This is a genomic window from Pseudomonas sp. KH_046_2, assembly GCF_057838985.1.
Window position 1 is genome coordinate 2,085,090 of sequence record NZ_CM174480.1, and the last position, 18,329, is coordinate 2,103,418.

Consider the following 18,329-nt stretch of genomic DNA (forward strand, 5'->3'; position numbering starts at 1 on the left):
GAATTTTCTGATCCATGGGCAAATCGCTGGTCATTGTGGAATCCCCGGCTAAGGCCAAGACCATCAACAAGTATTTGGGCAACGAATACGTGGTGAAGTCGAGTATCGGCCATATCCGAGACCTGCCCACCAGCGGTTCGGCTAGCGCCAGCAATGAGCCAGCCGCCAAGCGCAGCAAGGCTGCTGCGGGTGAAGTGCCGGCACTGTCGCCGAAAGAAAAAGCGCGCAAGCAGCTGGTCGCGCGCATGGGGGTCGATCCGGATCATGGCTGGAAAGCCAAGTACGAGATCCTCCCGGGCAAGGAAAAAGTCATCGAAGAGCTGCGCCGGCTCGCCAAGGATGCTGACACCATCTATCTCGCAACCGACTTGGACCGCGAGGGGGAAGCCATTGCCTGGCACCTGCGCGAAGCCATCGGTGGTGACGACACCCGCTACAAGCGCGTGGTGTTCAACGAAATCACCAAGAAGGCGATCCAGGAAGCCTTCTCGAAACCAGGCGAGCTGGATATCGATCGTGTCAACGCCCAGCAGGCGCGTCGATTCCTCGACCGCGTGGTGGGCTACATGGTATCGCCATTGCTGTGGGCCAAGATCGCTCGTGGCTTGTCCGCCGGTCGTGTGCAATCGGTTGCCGTGAAGCTGGTGGTCGAGCGCGAACGTGAAATCCGCGCGTTCATCCCGGAAGAGTACTGGGAAGTTCACGCCGACCTCGGCACCGCAAAGGGCGCGACCGTGCGTTTCGACGTGGCCCGCGAGAAAGGCGAAGCCTTCAAGCCGCTCAACGAAACCCAGGCCATGGCTGCGCTGGAGAAGCTCAAGGCTTCCAGCTACAGCATCGTCAAGCGCGAAGACAAACCGACCAGCAGCAAGCCGTCGGCGCCGTTCATCACCTCCACCCTGCAACAGGCCGCGAGCAACCGCCTGGGCTTCGGTGTGAAGAAAACCATGATGATGGCTCAGCGTTTGTACGAGGCTGGCTACATCACCTATATGCGTACCGACTCGACCAACCTCTCGGTCGATGCCGTGGCGATGGCGCGTACTTATATTGAAGGCGAGTTCGGCAAGAAGTACCTGCCGGAAACCCCGAACGTCTACAGCAGCAAGGAAGGCGCACAAGAGGCTCACGAAGCGATTCGTCCGTCCGACGCCAATACCGAGCCAAGCAAGCTGTCGGGCATGGAGCGTGACGCTGAGCGCCTCTACGAGCTGATCTGGCGCCAGTTCCTCGCTTGCCAGATGCTGCCGGCGCAATACCTGTCGACCACGGTCACTGTGGGTGCCGGCGACTTCGAGCTGCGCGCCAAGGGCCGCATCCTGAAGTTCGACGGTTACACCCGCGTCATGCCGCAGATCGCCAAGCCGGGCGATGACGACGTACTGCCGGACATGGCCCAGGGCGACGCGATGAAGCTGATCAAGCTTGATCCGACCCAGCACTTCACCAAGCCGCCGGCGCGTTACTCGGAAGCCAGCCTGGTAAAAGAAATGGAAAAACGCGGTATCGGTCGTCCTTCGACCTACGCGGCGATCATTTCGACCATCCAGGACCGCGGCTACGTGGCGCTGCACAACCGTCGTTTCTACTCGGAAAAGATGGGCGACATTGTCACCGAGCGTCTGGCCGAGAGCTTCTCCAACCTGATGGACTACGGCTTCACCGCCGGCATGGAAGAGCATCTCGATGACGTGGCCCAGGGCGAGCGCGACTGGAAAAACGTGCTCGACGAGTTCTACGGCGACTTCAAGAAGAAACTCGAAGTAGCCGAAAGCCCGGAACACGGCATGCGGGCCAATCAGCCTGTCATGACTGACATTCCGTGCACCACCTGCGGCCGGCCGATGCAGATCCGTACCGCGTCGACCGGTGTGTTCCTCGGTTGCTCGGGCTACAGCCTGCCGCCGAAAGAGCGCTGCAAGGCCACCGTCAACCTGGTGTCGGGCGACGAAATCGCTGCGGACGACGAGGGTGAATCGGAATCGCTGGTATTGCGTGGCAAGCATCGCTGCCCGATCTGCAGCACGGCGATGGATGCCTACCTGCTCGATGAAAAGCGCAAGCTGCACATTTGCGGTAACAACCCGGATTGTGATGGCTACGAAATCGAAGAGGGCACCTATCGCATCAAGGGCTATGAAGGTCCGAGCCTGGAGTGCGACAAGTGCGGTAGCGAGATGCAGCTCAAGACCGGCCGTTTCGGCAAGTTCTTCGGGTGCACCAACGCGACGTGCAAGAACACCCGCAAACTGCTGAAGAGTGGTGATGCGGCGCCGCCGAAGATGGATCCGGTGAAGATGCCTGAGCTGAAATGCGAAAAGGTCAACGACACCTACATCCTGCGCGACGGTGCATCCGGCCTGTTCCTGGCGGCCAGTCAGTTCCCGAAAAACCGCGAGACTCGTGCTCCGCTGGTGATGGAAATCATCCCGCACAAGGATGAGATCGATCCGAAGTATCACTTCCTCTGCGAAGCGCCGAAGAAAGATCCGGATGGCCTCCCGACTGTGATTCGTTACAGCCGCAAGACCAAGGAACAGTACGTGCAGACCGAGGTTGATGGTAAACCGACTGGCTGGAAAGCGTTCTACGACGGCGGCAAGTGGAAAGTCGAAGACAAGCGTCCGGCAGCCAAGGCTTAAAGCCGCCAATCCCCCTGTAGGAGCGAGCTTGCTCGCGATGGTCGTCAACGATGACGCGGGCCTTCAGAATGCCCGCGTTGCTCTCAGGTCCATCGCGAGCAGGCTCGCTCCTACAGTGCGCAAGGCCGCATGAGAACCTTCGGGTTTTCATGCGGCCTTTGTTGTTTTGGACTTGCGGTTGGATCGGCTGATCCACGACACTGTCCAACCTGCATGAAGCAATTATTTCGTTGTGGAGGCTGCCGTCATGGCCCACGAACTGTATACCCGCACCAATCAGAAGATTTATTTCGCCGGCTTGTCGCTCGAAGCGCTGGCCCGCACTGAAGAGGGGCGGGCGATGAATTCGCTGGCGCTGATCCAGGCCGGACGCGAATCCGCGCTGTTTCACCTGTACGGCGCGCTGTTGGGCCTGTGCCACGAGATCGCCGGTTTCTATCGCTTGCCTCGGGCCAATGCGCCCCGTGCAGAGTTGTTGCTGACTCGCGAGGTGCTGGACACCATCGCCATTCCGGAAATGGCTGAGCTGGTCGAACTGGCCAATAACCCGGAGACCTGGCTGGCCAGATTGTTGGCTGCCCATGCTGCGTTGTTTCAGCCGCCGCGCGCGCCCCACAAGCCGAAAGGGGACGTGACCCAGCCTCTGATTCAGGCTGTCAATCTGGATGAGGAGGAGGCACAGGAAGAGCTGAGTCGGGAGGAGCTGGAGAGCTGGCGTCAGAATCTGAAAGCATTGGCGATCCGCTTTCGCGAAGGCCTGAACGAGTGCTGACAGAAACAGTTTTGGGATGGCATCTGGTCAAGATCCCGAGCGAAGCCTGGCCGATGCCTATATAATCCCCGCCTTTCGTGGAGAACAGTCCCTTATGCCAACGTCCTTTCTAGAAATTGTCGAGTTACCAGACGGCCGTATCGAGCTGCGCAGGGCCGAGGACGAGGGTTCTCTGGTTACTTTGGATTTCTCCGAGGACGCCAAGGCATTCCTGCAAGGGCAGCACGTGGAAGTTGCCAAGGCGATGTTGAGCGTCGGAGTTCAGATGGCCGGTCGCCTGGTTGAAGGCGAATTCGACAAGGAGGAGGGGTCGCGGGTTCTTCATTGACCACCGTCTGTCGTTTTTCCTGGTATCGCTACCCATCGGCTTCTCTCTCCATGGAGAAGCCTCGCGCGGTGAATCACGCGTCTTGTCAGTCAGTTAACCCAATCGAATATTCAGGCTCTGAGCGTCCCCGGTGCGAGCGGCGCTGATCAGTTGTTGTCGCGATTGCGGGCTCAACGGGTTGATCCAGCTGACTACCGTGTGACTGCGACCCAGGCGCAGAGCTTCGCAGGTCAGTTGCTGGGCGCTCTGGGTGCCTCGCGGTTGCAGCAGCAGAATGCGCTCGCGGTTGAGGCCGGCATCTCGCAGCCAGGCTTGAGTCAGGCTGGCGGGCGGCGCGATCAGTGTCAGCCAGCGTGCGTCCTGGTCCTGACTCAATTCCCTGAGGATCGGTGCCAGCAGGCTCAGGCAGTTCCCGGTTGCACCACGCAGTGACAGCTCGCTGAATACGTCAGGTTCGGCGCTCCAGGGGGACTCGACTACGTCTTTCAGAATCGGCGCCAATGGCTGTGCCATGAACGCTTCGAACAACGGCAGTTGGGTTTGCTGTGGTGATGTCTGTGGGAACTGCATGGTGCCTCCTTTAGCGGCGAATGACGCCGACACTCAAGCCTTCGATCACCAGTTCCTGGTCTTGAAGGTTCACTTCAATCGGGGCGAACTCGGGGTTCTCGGCGATCAGCCAGACTTTGCTGCCGTCACGCTTGAAGCGCTTGACGGTCACTTCGTCGCCGATTCGCGCAACCACGATCTGGCCGTTGCGGGCTTCGCGGGTGGTGTGGACCGCCAGCAGGTCACCGTCGAAAATGCCGATATCCTTCATGCTCATCCCATGGACGCGCAGCAGGTAGTCGGCGCGCGGATGGAAGAAGGCGGGATTGATGTTGCAGGACTCTTCGATGTGTTGCTGCGCAAGAATCGGGGCGCCGGCTGCAACCCGGCCAATGATCGGCAGGGTGGAGTCGTCGGCCTTGGCTTCGAAACCGGGGATGCGAATGCCACGGGAGGCGCCAGGCGTCATCTCGATCGCACCCTTGCGGGCCAGTGCCTTGAGGTGTTCTTCCGCCGCATTGGGCGACTTGAAACCCAGTTCCTGAGCGATTTCCGCACGGGTGGGTGGATACCCGTTGTCTTCCAGGCAGCGTTTGATGAAGGCCAGAATCTCTGCTTGTCGTGGCGTCAGCTTTAGCATATCGATCGCTCTGTTTTTTTATACAGTGACTGGGATTATATACAGTAAGGCGGTCTTGGCAATGCTCCATTTTTCAGTCGCCGCCGGACGGTCGAACAGTCAGTGGATTGAAGCTTCGCCGTTGTGTGGTTAAATGTCTGACCGACCATTCCCGAAACGAACTGCCAGACTTGACAATGCACAGGCTGAAACGTATGTTTCAAACAAGTGTTTGTCAGGCGGAGTAGCCATGGCCCAGTCGGAAACCGTTGAACGCATTCTTGATGCAGCCGAGCAGTTGTTCGCGGAAAAAGGTTTCGCCGAAACCTCGTTGCGTCTGATCACCAGCAAGGCGGGTGTCAACCTGGCGGCGGTGAACTATCACTTCGGTTCGAAGAAGGCGTTGATTCAAGCGGTTTTCTCGCGGTTCCTCGGGCCGTTCTGCATCAGCCTCGATAAAGAACTGGAGCGGCGTCAGGCCAGGCCTGAAATCAAGCCGACACTCGAAGAGTTGCTGGAAATCCTCGTCGAGCAGGCGCTGGTGGTGCAGCCGCGCAGCGGTAACGACCTGTCTATCTTCATGCGTTTGCTGGGGCTGGCGTTCAGTCAGAGCCAGGGGCACTTGCGGCGTTATCTGGAGGACATGTACGGCAAGGTGTTTCGCCGCTACATGATGCTGGTCAACGAGGCGGCTCCGCGTATTCCACCCATCGAATTGTTCTGGCGCGTGCACTTCATGCTGGGTGCGGCGGCGTTCAGCATGTCCGGTATCAAGGCCTTGCGCGCGATTGCCGAAACCGATTTCGGCGTGAATACCTCGATCGAGCAGGTCATGCGCCTGATGGTGCCGTTCCTGGCTGCCGGCATGCGCGCCGAATCGGGCGTCACCGACACAGCCATGGCCACGGCACAGTTGCGTCCACGCAGCAAATCGACACCGGTTGCCGCCAAGGTTTAACCGCACACGGGTGGGCGCGGCAGCTGACATCCGCTAAGCTAGCCGCCCATGCCGACTCTCGTTCTGAACCCGTTTCCCATCGATACCGCCGACCTGCCGGGCACAGCCCCTGGCGGCGAATCCGTGTGGGCCGGGTTTTCTGTTATCAAGGAATTTCTATGACTGCTGGCTTGCAAGGCTCGTTGATGGTGGACGTCGCCGGTACCTGGCTGACGGCTGAAGATCGCCAATTGTTGCGCCAGCCCGAAGTGGGTGGCCTGATCATCTTTGCCCGCAATATCGAGCATCCGCGTCAAGTGCGTGAGCTGAGTGCGGCCATACGCGCCGTTCGTCCCGATCTGCTGTTGGCGGTGGATCAAGAGGGCGGCCGTGTGCAGCGCCTGCGCCAGGGTTTCGTGCGATTGCCCGCCATGCGCGCCATTGCCGACAACCCGAACGCCGAATACCTGGCCGAGCAGTGCGGCTGGATCATGGCTACCGAAGTGTTGGCCGTTGGCCTGGACCTGAGCTTTGCCCCGGTGCTGGACCTGGATTACCAGCGCAGCGCCGTTGTCGGCACCCGTTCGTTCGAGGGTGTTCCCGAGCGCGCTGCCGTGCTCGCGGGGGCATTCATCCGCGGGATGAACAGCGCCGGGATGGCCGCCACCGGCAAGCACTTCCCCGGCCACGGTTGGGCTGAGGCGGATTCCCACGTCGCGATTCCCAACGACGAACGCAGTCTCGACGAGATCCGCGCCAATGACCTGGTGCCGTTTGCCAAACTGAGCAAGCAACTGGCCGCGGTCATGCCGGCCCACGTCATTTATCCACAAGTCGATTCCCAGCCCGCCGGTTTCTCCCGCCGCTGGTTGCAGGACATCCTGCGCGGCGAGTTGCAGTTCGATGGCGTGATCTTCAGTGATGACCTGTCCATGGCGGGTGCTCACGTGGTCGGCGATGCCGCCAGTCGTATCGAAGCGGCGCTGACTGCCGGTTGCGACATGGGCCTGGTGTGCAACGACCGTGCGGCCGCCGAACTGGCCCTGAGCGCTGCGCAACGCCTGAAGGTCAAGCCTTCCGAGCGCATTGCACGGATGCGCGGCCAGTCGTTCGCCAGCACCGAATACCGTCAAGACCCGCGCTGGCTGGCCGCTGTCGGTGCGCTCAAAGAAGCTCAATTGATTGATTAAGGACTGTTCGTTATGACGGTTTACGCGATTATCGGTGGCACTGGCCTGACTCAACTCGAAGGCCTGAGCATTCGCCAGTCACTGGCAGTGGACACGCCTTATGGCGCACCTTCGGCCGAGGTTCAGATCGGCGAGTATGCCGGCAAGGAAGTACTGTTCCTCGCGCGTCACGGCCACCCGCATCGTTTTCCACCGCATCAGGTCAACTACCGCGCCAACCTCTGGGCGCTGAAGCAGGCGGGTGCCGAAGCCATTCTGGCGGTCAACGCGGTGGGCGGTATTCATGCCGCCATGGGCACAGGGCATTTTTGCGTGCCGCATCAGTTGATCGACTACACCAGCGGTCGTGAGCACACCTATTTTGCCGATGATCTGGAGCACGTCACCCATATCGACTTCAGCTACCCCTACAGCGAGCCATTGCGTCAGCAACTGATTGCGGCATTGGCGGCGGAAGGTGTGGGCTACAGCAGTCATGGCGTGTATGCCTGCACTCAGGGACCGCGCCTGGAGACAGTGGCTGAAATCGCCCGGCTGGAGCGCGATGGCTGCGACATCGTCGGCATGACCGGTATGCCGGAAGCGGCCCTGGCCCGCGAGCTGGAACTGGATTACGCCTGTCTGGCGCTGGTGGTGAATCCGGCGGCGGGCAAGTCGACGGCGGTGATCACCATGGCCGAGATCGAGCAGGCGTTGCATGACGGCATGGGCAAGGTGAAATCGACATTGGCGCGGGTGCTCAAGGGTTGAGGCCCGCTTGATACCGAGTTGACTTCATCGCGAGCAAGCTCGCTCCCACAGTGTCCGCGTCGAACACAATTTTTGCGGACACCACTGAACCTGTGGGAGCGAGCTTGCTCGCGATGGCGGACTAAAAAGCGCCGCAGATCTCAACGTTTTTCAAGGTTTTCCGGCAGCGGCGCAAACAGCGCCTCAATATCATCGCTCTGCAGTTTCCAGTCCCCGGCCTTGCGCCCATCCAGCACGCCGGCCGCGAGGTCGGATTTTTCTTTTTGCAGGTGCTGAATCTTCTCTTCTACCGTGCCGCGCGCAATCAGTTTGTAAACGAACACCGGTTTCTCCTGGCCGATGCGATACGCCCGGTCGGTCGCCTGGTTTTCCGTCGCCGGGTTCCACCACGGGTCGTAATGAATCACCGTGTCCGCTTCGGTCAGGTTCAGGCCAACGCCACCGGCCTTCAGGCTGATCAGAAAAATCTGACGCTTGCCACTCTGGAATTCCTTCACCGGGGTGCGGCGGTCGCGGGTCTGGCCGGTCAGCAGGGCGTAGGCCACGCCGCGTTTGTTCAGTTCGTCTTCGATCAGTGACAGCATTGAAGTGAACTGCGAGAACAGCAGGATCCGCCGACCTTCCTCGAACAATTCCTCGAGCATTTCCATCAGGCTGTCGAGCTTGCCTGACGTGCTGCCACGGCTTGGCAGGGTCGCCTCGTTGACCAGGCGCAAGTCGCAGCACACCTGACGCAGTTTGAGCAGGGCTTCGAGAATGATGATCTGGCTGCGGGCCACGCCTTTGCGGGTGATCTCGTCGCGGACTTTCTTGTCCATGGCCAGGCGCATGGTTTCGTACACGTCGCGCTGGGCCTCGTTGAGTTCGACCCAGTGGATGATCTCGGTTTTCGGCGGCAACTCGGTGGCCACCTGTTCCTTGGTGCGGCGCAGCAGGAACGGTTTGATCCGGCCGTTGAGGTGCTGGAGCCTGACCTCGCTGGTGCGTTTTTCAATCGGCACACGGTAATCGCGGTTGAAGCTTTTGACGTCGCCCAGCCAGCCTGGCAAGAGGAAGTGAAACAGTGACCAGAGTTCCCCGAGATGGTTTTCCAGCGGTGTGCCGCTCAGGCACAGGCGCTGCCGGGCATTGAGCTCGCGGGCTGCCTGGGCGGCCTTGCTGGTCGGGTTCTTGATGTATTGCGCTTCGTCCAGCACCAGTATGTGCAAGGGCTGCGCCGCCAGGCGTTCGACATCCTTGGGCAGTAGCGCATAGGTGGTCAGAATCAGATCGTAATCAGCCAGCTTGTCGAAGTGTTTTTTGCGGCCGGCGCCGTACAGCGCCAGTACCTTGAGCTGCGGCGTAAAGTGCGCCGCTTCGTCGAGCCAGTTGGGGATCAGGCTGGTCGGCATCACCACCATGCACGGCCGATCGAGGCGGCCGGCGTTTTTCTCGCTCAGCACGTGTGCCAGTGTCTGTAGGGTTTTGCCCAGGCCCATGTCGTCCGCGAGAATTCCACCCACTTCCAGCTGCCGCAGCGATTGCATCCAGCTCAAGCCTTCAAGCTGATACGGACGCAGCGTCGCATTCAGGCCTTCCGGGGCGATGGCCGTGTGGTCCTTGATGTCGCGCAGGCGCTGGGCAAAGGTGCGGATCTGTTCGCCACCCTCCCAGAGCAGTGGCATGTCTTCCAGCGGGTTCAGGCGCGTGGCATCGGCCTTGCTCAGGCGCAGCGTGGTGTCGCCGGGCTCCTGCAGGTAGAACTCGCCGAGGGTGGCCAGTACCGGCTTCAAGCGGCCGAAGGGCAGGGCGACTTGCAGCGGGCCGTGCTCGGAGTTCGGGCGATTGGGGATGTTGACCAGGATCAGCTCGTCGTCGCGGCGTCGGGCAAGGCGTTCCGGGTTGAGGATTTCGGTGTGGGAGCGCATCAGGTTGAGCAGGATCGGCAACAGGCTCAGGCGTTCGCCGTTGACGATGATCCCCAGTTCCAGGTCGAACCAGTCGCGCTCCGGTGCTTGTTCAACGGTGGCGTACCAGTCGTCTACCGCCGTCAGGTCGAAACCGAACTCCTCGTCGATCTGCAATTCCCAGCCCTGGGTGCGCAACTTCGGCAGTTCATTGAGGGTAAAGGTCAGCCAGGCGCTGTCATTGACCATCTCGAACAGCTCGCCGGCGCTTTCCGGCAAGGCCTTGCTTTGCCGGGTGGCGACTTTGAAGCCGAGGATTCGCAACTGTTCCCGGTAGGACTGTTCCACGTCCGGGTGGCGTTTTATCCGCAGCGTCTGGGTTTCCTGGCGAATCAGGATATCGGTGTTTTTCTGCCCGCAAACGTACTCGTCCAGGTAGCTGAAAGACAACGCCGCGCGATGCTGGATGTAACGCTGCATCCGGCCGTTGCGCGGTTCGAACGCGCTGAACTCGATGCTGGCCAGCCACAGGCGCGGTACTGGTTGCACGTTGTCCACCAGCACTTGTGGCGGGGCTTTCGGGCTGCGGTTTTCCAGGACTGCCTGGAGTTTTTCCAAGAGTTCGGCGTCTTTGGCGGCAGCGGGGTAGTCGAGGGTTTCCTGCACTTGCAGGAGCACCGCCGCGCAATGTTTGCAGTTGTTGTGGACCGGGCAGGAGCAGGTGGCGTCGACCATCAGCAGAGTGCCTTTGGCTGACTCGCGCAGGCGAATGGTCTGACGGTAAACGTTACCGCCCGAGCCTTCACACGCGGCGACGATGGTTGCGTCGCCGGCCTCGACGATCCTGACACGATTCTCCAGCGCGTAACGGCGGCCACGCTCCAGGCTCTGTTCTTTGAATCGGCTGACCCAGGACGGTGCGAGGGGTTTGCTCAGGGTCGCGGACATAGGGAATCAGTCCGGAATTTCTTCGGGAGCTGCTCGGGGTGCGGGGGCGGTCAGCGAAGTGATCTTGATCAGCAGGCCGAGGTGGCCGTTGTCGAGGAAGTTCAACTGGCCGTTCTTGGTGTGGCTTTCCTGTTTCAGGCGCTCGCTGGCGGTCACCATGCCATTGGCATCGATCTGGTTGACCCAGAAATCGGCGTCGACGTCGGTAAAGCGTCCCAGCTTCATGTTCAGCGTGCCCTCGATCGGGAACTGACCATATTGTTCCTCGCCGTCGCTGATCGCCACTTTGCTGGCCGTTTCTCCGAGGGGCTGTTGCCAGGCCTTGTGCAGCAACACCGTGTAGTCGGCGCTGCTGGTGAGTTTTTCCACCTCGCCATTGAGGCTTGGCGTGCGCAGGCTGTCGGGGCTGACCGGTTGGGCGCCAGCCGCCCAGTCTTCCGGTGCGGCGCGGCTGACAATCGCCGGTACGGCGTTTTGACGGACCAGAATCATTTCGACCTGATACAGGTCATCGGCAAATGCCGTGGGTGCGACCAGCGTTGGCATCAACAGGGTCAGCAGGGTCAGTGAGCGAAACAGGCGCATGCGGCGTCCTTCAAGCAGTTTTCGGAACGAGGCGCTCGAACAGCGCCTCTACAGTATTAAAGCGCTCTTCCGGGCGCTCCATCGGAACCATGAACTTGAACATCGTGGCGCCTTCGAATTTGTAGCGTTTTGGCTGGCTCTGGATCAGTTTGATCAGGGTCAGCGGGTCGACCGGCGTCTGTGCGGCGAACTCGACGCGACCGCCCTGGGGGCCGCCATCGACTTTCTTGATGCCCAGTTGCTCGGCCTGCAATTTCAATGCAGTGATGCGGATCAGGTTCTTGGTCGGTTCCGGCAACAGGCCGAAACGGTCGATCATCTCCACCTGCAAATCCTTGAGACCGTCCTCGTCGGTGGCCGAGGCAATGCGCTTGTAGAGAATCAGGCGGGCGTGGACATCCGGCAGGTAGTCTTCCGGGATCAACGCCGGCACGCGCAAGTTGACTTCCGGACCGCCGCCGAGCGGTTGATCGAGGTTCGGCTGCTCGCCCTTGCGGATCGACTTCACCGCGCGTTCGAGCATCTCCATGTACAGCGTGAAACCGACTGCCTGGATCTGCCCGCTCTGACCGTCGCCGAGCAGTTCGCCGGCGCCGCGGATTTCCAGGTCGTTGGTGGCGAGCACGAAACCCGCGCCGAGGTCCTGGGTATTGGCAATCGCTTCCAGGCGCTTTTCCGCGTCCGGGGTGATTTGCTGGCGTGGCGGCGTCAGCAGGTAGGCGTACGCCTGGTGGTGGCTGCGACCGACCCGGCCGCGCAACTGGTGCAACTGTGCCAGGCCGAACTTGTCGGCGCGCTCGATGATAATGGTGTTGGCGCTTGGCACGTCGATACCGGTCTCGATGATGGTCGAGGCGATCAGCACGTTGAAGCGCTTGTGGTAGAAGTCGCTCATCACTTGTTCGAGATCACGTTCACGCATCTGCCCATGGCCGATGCCGATCCGTGCTTCCGGCACCAGTTCGGCGAGGTCGGCGGCGCATTTCTCGATGGTCTTCACGTCGTTGTGCAAGTAGTAGACCTGGCCGCCACGCAGCAACTCACGCAGCAAGGCCTCTTTGACCGTGCTCTTGTTCTGCTCCATGACGAAAGTGCGGACCGACAGGCGGCGGGCCGGCGGCGTGGCGATGATCGACAGGTCGCGCATGCCCGACACCGCCATGTTCAGCGTGCGAGGAATCGGCGTGGCGGTCAGGGTCAGGATGTCGACTTCGCTGCGCAGGGCCTTGAGCTGTTCTTTCTGGCGCACGCCGAAACGGTGTTCCTCGTCGATGATCACCAGCCCGAGGTTTTTGATCTTCACGTCGTCCTGCAGCAGCTTGTGCGTGCCGATGACGATGTCGATCTTGCCTTCGGCCAGGTCCGCGACCGCCGCATTCACTTCCTTGGCCGACTTGAAGCGGCTCATCACTTCCACGGTCACTGGCCAGTCGGCGAAGCGGTCGCGAAAGCTGTTGTAGTGTTGCTGGGCGAGCAGGGTGGTCGGCACCAGAATCGCTACCTGGCGACCCCCGTGCACGGCAATGAACGCGGCGCGCATCGCCACTTCGGTCTTGCCGAAGCCGACGTCGCCGCACACCAGGCGATCCATCGGCTTGGGCGCGAGCATGTCCTCGCGCACCGCTTCGATGGTGGTTTGCTGGTCCGGTGTTTCTTCGAACGGGAAACTGGCGCTGAAGGTGGCGTAGTCGGCTTTCGGGTCAGCGAAGGCATAGCCTTCACGGGCGGCGCGGCGTGCATAAATGTCGAGCAACTCGGCGGCCACGTCGCGCACTTGTTCGGCGGCCTTGCGCTTGGCTTTCTGCCAGGTTTCGGAGCCGAGGCGGTGCAGCGGGGCCAGGGCGTCGTCGCTGCCGGTGTAACGGGCGATCAGGTGCAGGTTGGCCACCGGCACATAAAGTTTTGCGCCTTCGGCGTATTCCAGGGCGAGGAATTCAGCGGTCTGGCTGTCGATTTCCAGGGTCGCCAGGCCCAGGTATCGGCCGACGCCGTGGTCAATGTGCACCACCGGTGCACCCTCGCGCAGTTCGGTGAGGTTCTTGATGACGGCATCGTTGTTGGCGTCGGCGCGTTTTTCGCGGCGACGACGCTGCATCACGCGCTGGCCGAACAACGGGCTTTCGGCGACGAGGGCCAGGGCCGGGTCGTCGAGCAGCAAGCCTTCGTCGAGCGGGGCGATGGTGATCGCCAGGCGTTCCTTGCCGGCGACAAAGTCCGGCCAGCTGTCGACGGTTTTCGGTCGCAGCTTCAGGCGTTCCAGCAGCTCCAGCAGCACTTCGCGGCGGCCTGCCGATTCGGCGGTAAACAACACGCGACCGGGGAACTGGTCGAGGAAGTCCGCCAGTGCCGCCAACGGTTGGGTGGCCTTGGCTTCGATCGCCAGGTTGGGCAACTCGCGAGCCGGGAAACGTTCGCGACCGCTACCGCTTTCCACGTCCTGTTGACTGGCCACCACGCGCGGACAGTTCTTCAGGCGCGCGAAGCAGTCTTCCACCGGCAGGAACAGTTCGGCGGGTGGTAATAAAGGACGGGACGGGTCGACGCGGCGTTCTTCATAGCGATTGCGCACGTCGTTCCAGAAGTTTTCCGCGGCCTGCTCGATGCCGGGCAGCGAGAATACTTGGGTGTCCTGGGGCAGGTAATCGAACAACGTGGAGGTTTCTTCGAAGAACAGCGGCAGGTAGTACTCGATACCGGCCGGGGTAATCCCGCTGCTCAAGTCCTGGAAGATCGGGCAACGGCGGAAATCGACGTCGAAGCGCTCGCGGAACCGCGCCTTGAAGCGAGTGACCGCTTCTTTCTGCAGCGGGAATTCCCTGGCCGGCAACAGCTTGACCGAGTCGACTTTGTCGATCGAACGCTGGTTCTCCGGGTCGAAGGTGCGCAGGGTTTCGATTTCGTCGTCGAACAGATCGATGCGATACGGCAGTTTGCTGCCCATCGGGAACAGATCGATCAGTGAACCGCGAACGGTGAACTCGCCGTGCTCATACACCGTATCGACGTAGCGATAGCCCGTGGCTTCAAGGCGGGTGCGCATTTGCTCGACGTCGAGCTTCTGGCCGATATCCAGCACCAGGCTGCTGCCGAGCAGGAATTTGGTCGGCGCGAGGCGATGCAGGGCGGTCGTGATCGGCACCACCAGCACGCCATGGCTCAATTCCGGCAGCCGGTACAGGCTGGCAATGCGCTGGGAAATGATGTCCTGGTGCGGCGAGAACAGGTCGTAGGGCAGGGTTTCCCAATCGGGAAAGTGCAATACGGGCAAATCCGGGGCGAAGAAACCCAGCTCCTGTTCCAGCCGTTCGGCACTTTGGCTGTCGGCGGTCAGCAGCAGGGTAAAGCGCTTGGCGGCGCTGGCGGCCTCGGCGATGGCCAGGCTCAGGGCGGCACCGGGCAGGTTGCCCCAGTGCTGTTTACCTGCCGCGGCAGGGAGAAGCGGTAGACGCAGAACGGGCACGGAAGGTTGAGCTCCAAGCGTTGCGACAAAGTCGGCAATTGTAGCGGTCAACGATGCCGCCTGTCAGTTGCTGACTGCTTCTAAAGCGCAGGTTTGGTGAAATGTAGTGGTAAAGACAAAATTCGGCGGTTTTTTGCCAGTAATTACTGAATATGTAGTGGCAAAAACAACGAGTGTTACGGAGGGTTACGGACAACGAAGCGTGACCTCCAAAAAATTGACTGCGCTGCAAGCCCCGGTTTTATTGGGTTTGCGCGGGGCGTAATTTTTTTGAACGACGAATTGTTACGTAAAGCACGACGGGCGCGCATTGCTACCGCTGTCACTCGGCGGCATAATGTAGCCCCTTTTTTCTGCCCCTACATGTGGAAGGTTCCCGTGACTCAGAAGCCCGACCAGTGTCTTGGTGAATGGATCGACCGTGAAGCACTCGCAGAAGCGATGATTCCGCTTATCGGTCAGCTCTACCGCAATAACAACGTGGTGAGCTCGATCTATGGCCGCAGCCTGATCAATCGTTCAGTCATTGCGATTCTCAAAGCTCACCGCTTTGCTCGTCACCGTCAGTCCGACGAAAGCGAGCTGTCCGTCCACGAAACATTCCCGCTGATCAAGGCGATGAGCGAACTCAAGCTCGGCGCCGCTTCGGTGGACCTGGGCAAGCTGGCGGCCAAATTCAAGGCCGAAGGCAATGGCCGTACTGCCGAGCAGTTCGTCCGTGAAGAACTGGCTGACGTGGTTGGCCAGCAAAACGCATCGGCCCGCAAAGGCACCGACGTTGTCCTGTACGGCTTCGGTCGTATCGGCCGTCTGCTGGCGCGCATCCTGATCGAGAAAACCGGTGGCGGCGACGGCCTGCGCCTGCGCGCCATCGTTGTCCGCAAGGGCGCCGAGAACGACCTGGTCAAGCGTGCCAGCCTGCTGCGTCGCGACTCGGTCCATGGTCCGTTCGATGGCACCATCACCATCGATGAAGCCAACAACACCATCACCGCCAACGGCAACCTGATCCAGGTTATCTACGCCAAGAGCCCGGCCGAAGTCGACTACACCCAGTACGGCATCGAAAACGCTCTGATCGTCGACAACACCGGTGTATGGCGTGACGCTGACGGCCTGGGCCAGCACCTGGCCTGCCCGGGCGCTGCCCGCGTGATCCTCACCGCACCTGGCAAGGGCGCGCTGAAGAACATCGTGCACGGCATCAACCATGGCGACATCACCCCTGACGACAAGATCATCTCGGCGGCTTCCTGCACCACCAACGCCATCGTGCCGGTGCTCAAGGCAGTCAACGACAAGTACGGCATCATCAACGGCCACGTCGAAACCGTTCACTCGTTCACCAACGACCAGAACCTGATCGACAACTTCCACAAGGGCAGCCGTCGTGGCCGCGCCGCGCCGCTGAACATGGTAATCACCGAGACCGGTGCCGCCACCGCAGCCGCCAAGGCGCTGCCAGTGCTCAAGGGCAAGCTGACCGGCAACGCGATTCGCGTTCCTACGCCGAACGTGTCGATGGCCATCCTGAACCTGAACCTGGAAAAGGCCACCACTCGCGAAGAGATCAACGAGTACCTGCGCCAGATGGCCATGCACTCGGATCTGCACAAGCAGATCGACTACGTGAGCTCCCAGGAAGTGGTTTCTACCGACTTCGTTGGCTCGCGCCACGCAGGCGTTGTGGACGCTGAAGCGACCATCACCCAGGATAACCGCGTTGTTCTGTACGTTTGGTACGACAACGAGTTCGGTTACAGCTGCCAGGTGGTTCGCGTGATGGAAGACATGGCCGGTGTAAACCCGCCAGCATTCCCGCGCTAAGCCTTAGCCGCACATGAAAACGCCCCGACCTTGCTCGGGGCGTTTTTGTTGTGCGCCCAGCATGGGCGCAATCTTGTGGGTGGAAGTCCCACCGTGAGCTGACCACAGCGAACGAAGTGAAGCGCAACTGCATTAGGGCGACCGAGTGTGGGGAGGAAGCGTGAATCGAAACCGTGAGCCGATGGACAAGAACCGGATACAAGGCTATGTCGACCAGGGCGAGCGGGCAGCAAATCGCAAAGCTCTTGTGGTCAAAGGGCGGCATCGTAAATCCGGCGGTTGTGCGGGGAAGGATTGCGTTCTTACCTGGGGAGATCTCGCCTTGTGCCTGAAAGGGCGACGGCATCAGCCGGAGCGAGAAGTCAGCAGAGGCCGTAGTAGTCTTTTTTTTGACGAAGGGCCGAACGAGAGAAAGCGTTATAGGCCATGTTGATGCGAGAAGCCGGAAGTCAGATGCCTGCCAAACGCGGGGCGGATGGAGATAACGAGCGGTGAAGCCGTGAGAAGTCCTGTCAGCGACGAGGTCAATCGCCCGCAAGATGAATCCGACAACGCAGGGCAAGGGCTGCTGGAACGGGCCTTTGCAAGAGAAAACCTGAAACGGGCGTGGAAACGGGTCAAGGCCAACAAGGGTGCAGCGGGAGTCGATGGTCTGGATATTGAGCAGACCGCCGAACACTTGCTAACCCAGTGGGCAGGGATTCGTGAACAGCTTCTTTCAGGTATCTACCGGCCCAGTCCGGTACGACGAGTGGCCATTCCCAAGCCTGACGGCGGTCAACGTGAGTTGGGTATCCCGACGGTCATCGACCGTCTGATCCAACAAGCACTGCTGCAGGTCTTGCAGCCATTGCTCGATCCAACTTTCAGTGAACACAGCTACGGCTTTCGTCCGGGACGCTGCGCGCAGGACGCTGTTTTAGCTGCCCAGCGTCATGTGTCCTCGGGTCTCAAAGTGGTGGTGGATGTGGATCTGGAGAAGTTCTTCGACCGGGTCGACCACGATATTTTGATTGATCGTTTACGCAAGCGGATTGCGGATCGGGCGGTTATGCGACTGATCCGGGCGTATCTGGATGCGGGAACGCAGATCAATGGCGCGGTCGAGAAAAGCCGTTGCGGGGCGCCGCAAGGCGGTCCGCTGTCACCGCTGCTGGCGAACGTGCTGCTGGACGAAGTGGGTCGGGAGCTTGAACACCGAGGTCATTGCTTCGTGCGCTATGCCGACGATGCGAATGTGTATGTTCGCAGTCACAAGGCGGGCCAGCGGGTGATGATCTTGCTGAGGCGTTTGTATGAAAAGCTGCACTTGAGCGTCAACGCGAGCAAGAGCGCGGTGACGAGTGCATTTGGTCGCAAGTTTCTTGGGTACGCCTTCTGGGCCTCTGTACAAGGCGTCAAAAGAGCAGTGGCGATCAAGGCGCGCAAGCAGTTCAAACAACGGGTACGTGAACTCACGCGTCGCTCGGGTGGTCGCAGTCTGCGGCAAGTTGTCGAGAATCTACGACCCTACCTCTTGGGCTGGAAAGCTTACTTCGGGTTGTCACAAACACCGAAAGTCTGGCGAGGGCTAGATGAGTGGATGCGGCATCGATTACGAGCGATCCAGCTTAAACAATGGAGGCGTGGTCCGACGATTTATCGCGAACTGCGGGCGCTGGGAGCCAGTAGCCAATCGGCACGGAAAGTGGCGGCTAACTCTTATAGTTGGTGGCGTAACAGCCGCTTTGAGCTCAATCGAGTGCTAGACGTGGCGTGGTTTGACAGGCTGGGATTGGTGCGACTCTCATAACCTCAATCTCTCGAACCGCCCGGTGCGGACCCGCATGCCGGGTG

The 18,329-nt window shown here is 60.5% G+C and carries 13 protein-coding genes; 8 read left to right on the plus strand and 5 right to left on the minus strand.

The window, feature by feature from the left end; all coding sequences use genetic code 11:
- Window positions 1-14: 14 nt before the first annotated feature.
- The 3 genes from topA (at window position 15) to AC3IX1_RS09525 (ending at window position 3,742) form a co-directional block, all read left to right on the plus strand.
- A complete protein-coding gene (gene topA / locus AC3IX1_RS09515; RefSeq protein ID WP_489387961.1) occupies window positions 15-2,642 on the plus strand; it encodes a type I DNA topoisomerase in 2,628 nt (875 codons plus the stop codon).
- A gap of 247 nt (window positions 2,643-2,889) precedes the next feature.
- Window positions 2,890-3,414: a DUF6586 family protein gene (locus tag AC3IX1_RS09520; RefSeq protein ID WP_489387962.1), complete on the plus strand. Its 525-nt coding sequence runs from the start codon at window positions 2,890-2,892 to the stop codon at window positions 3,412-3,414.
- A 94-nt stretch (window positions 3,415-3,508) separates the two neighbouring features.
- Window positions 3,509-3,742, plus strand: coding sequence for a hypothetical protein (locus tag AC3IX1_RS09525; protein WP_046041430.1), 234 nt, complete (start codon window positions 3,509-3,511; stop codon window positions 3,740-3,742).
- Between the two features lie 93 nt (window positions 3,743-3,835).
- Here the strand turns inward: AC3IX1_RS09525 and sulA are convergent, their stop codons facing one another.
- Both sulA and lexA read right to left on the minus strand, forming a co-directional pair.
- Window positions 3,836-4,312 carry an SOS-induced cell division inhibitor SulA gene (gene sulA, locus AC3IX1_RS09530; protein ID WP_046041397.1) on the minus strand — a complete coding sequence of 159 codons (477 nt, stop codon included), beginning with the start codon at window positions 4,310-4,312 and terminating at the stop codon, window positions 3,836-3,838.
- A gap of 10 nt (window positions 4,313-4,322) precedes the next feature.
- A complete protein-coding gene (lexA, locus tag AC3IX1_RS09535) occupies window positions 4,323-4,931 on the minus strand; it encodes a transcriptional repressor LexA (protein WP_007995278.1) in 609 nt (202 codons plus the stop codon).
- 229 nt (window positions 4,932-5,160) lie between these two features.
- On the opposite strand from lexA, the gene AC3IX1_RS09540 reads away from it, so the two are divergent.
- The 3 genes from AC3IX1_RS09540 to AC3IX1_RS09550 all read left to right on the plus strand — a co-directional run bounded on the left by AC3IX1_RS09540 (window position 5,161) and on the right by AC3IX1_RS09550 (window position 7,787).
- Window positions 5,161-5,868 carry a TetR/AcrR family transcriptional regulator gene (locus AC3IX1_RS09540; RefSeq protein ID WP_489387963.1) on the plus strand — a complete coding sequence of 236 codons (708 nt, stop codon included), beginning with the start codon at window positions 5,161-5,163 and terminating at the stop codon, window positions 5,866-5,868.
- A 158-nt stretch (window positions 5,869-6,026) separates the two neighbouring features.
- Window positions 6,027-7,037, plus strand: coding sequence for a beta-N-acetylhexosaminidase (gene nagZ, locus AC3IX1_RS09545; protein ID WP_489387964.1), 1,011 nt, complete (start codon window positions 6,027-6,029; stop codon window positions 7,035-7,037).
- 12 nt (window positions 7,038-7,049) lie between these two features.
- Window positions 7,050-7,787, plus strand: coding sequence for an S-methyl-5'-thioinosine phosphorylase (locus AC3IX1_RS09550; RefSeq protein ID WP_007991412.1), 738 nt, complete (start codon window positions 7,050-7,052; stop codon window positions 7,785-7,787).
- A 140-nt stretch (window positions 7,788-7,927) separates the two neighbouring features.
- Here AC3IX1_RS09550 and AC3IX1_RS09555 read toward each other — a convergent pair whose 3' ends face one another.
- Genes AC3IX1_RS09555 through mfd form a run of 3 tightly spaced genes read right to left on the minus strand, consistent with a single transcriptional unit; the run spans window position 7,928 to window position 14,666 of the window.
- A complete protein-coding gene (locus tag AC3IX1_RS09555) occupies window positions 7,928-10,621 on the minus strand; it encodes an SNF2-related protein (RefSeq protein WP_489387965.1) in 2,694 nt (897 codons plus the stop codon).
- Window positions 10,622-10,627: 6 nt separating this feature from the next.
- Entirely contained in the window at window positions 10,628-11,206 is a 579-nt protein-coding gene (locus AC3IX1_RS09560; RefSeq protein WP_489387966.1) for a CsiV family protein, read from the minus strand.
- A gap of 10 nt (window positions 11,207-11,216) precedes the next feature.
- Window positions 11,217-14,666, minus strand: coding sequence for a transcription-repair coupling factor (gene mfd, locus AC3IX1_RS09565; RefSeq protein ID WP_489387967.1), 3,450 nt, complete (start codon window positions 14,664-14,666; stop codon window positions 11,217-11,219).
- Window positions 14,667-15,029: 363 nt separating this feature from the next.
- On the opposite strand from mfd, the gene AC3IX1_RS09570 reads away from it, so the two are divergent.
- Both AC3IX1_RS09570 and ltrA read left to right on the plus strand, forming a co-directional pair.
- Entirely contained in the window at window positions 15,030-16,493 is a 1,464-nt protein-coding gene (locus tag AC3IX1_RS09570) for a glyceraldehyde-3-phosphate dehydrogenase (RefSeq protein WP_223454470.1), read from the plus strand.
- A 475-nt stretch (window positions 16,494-16,968) separates the two neighbouring features.
- Window positions 16,969-18,285 carry a group II intron reverse transcriptase/maturase gene (ltrA, locus tag AC3IX1_RS09575; protein WP_489387968.1) on the plus strand — a complete coding sequence of 439 codons (1,317 nt, stop codon included), beginning with the start codon at window positions 16,969-16,971 and terminating at the stop codon, window positions 18,283-18,285.
- Window positions 18,286-18,329 lie beyond the last annotated feature (44 nt).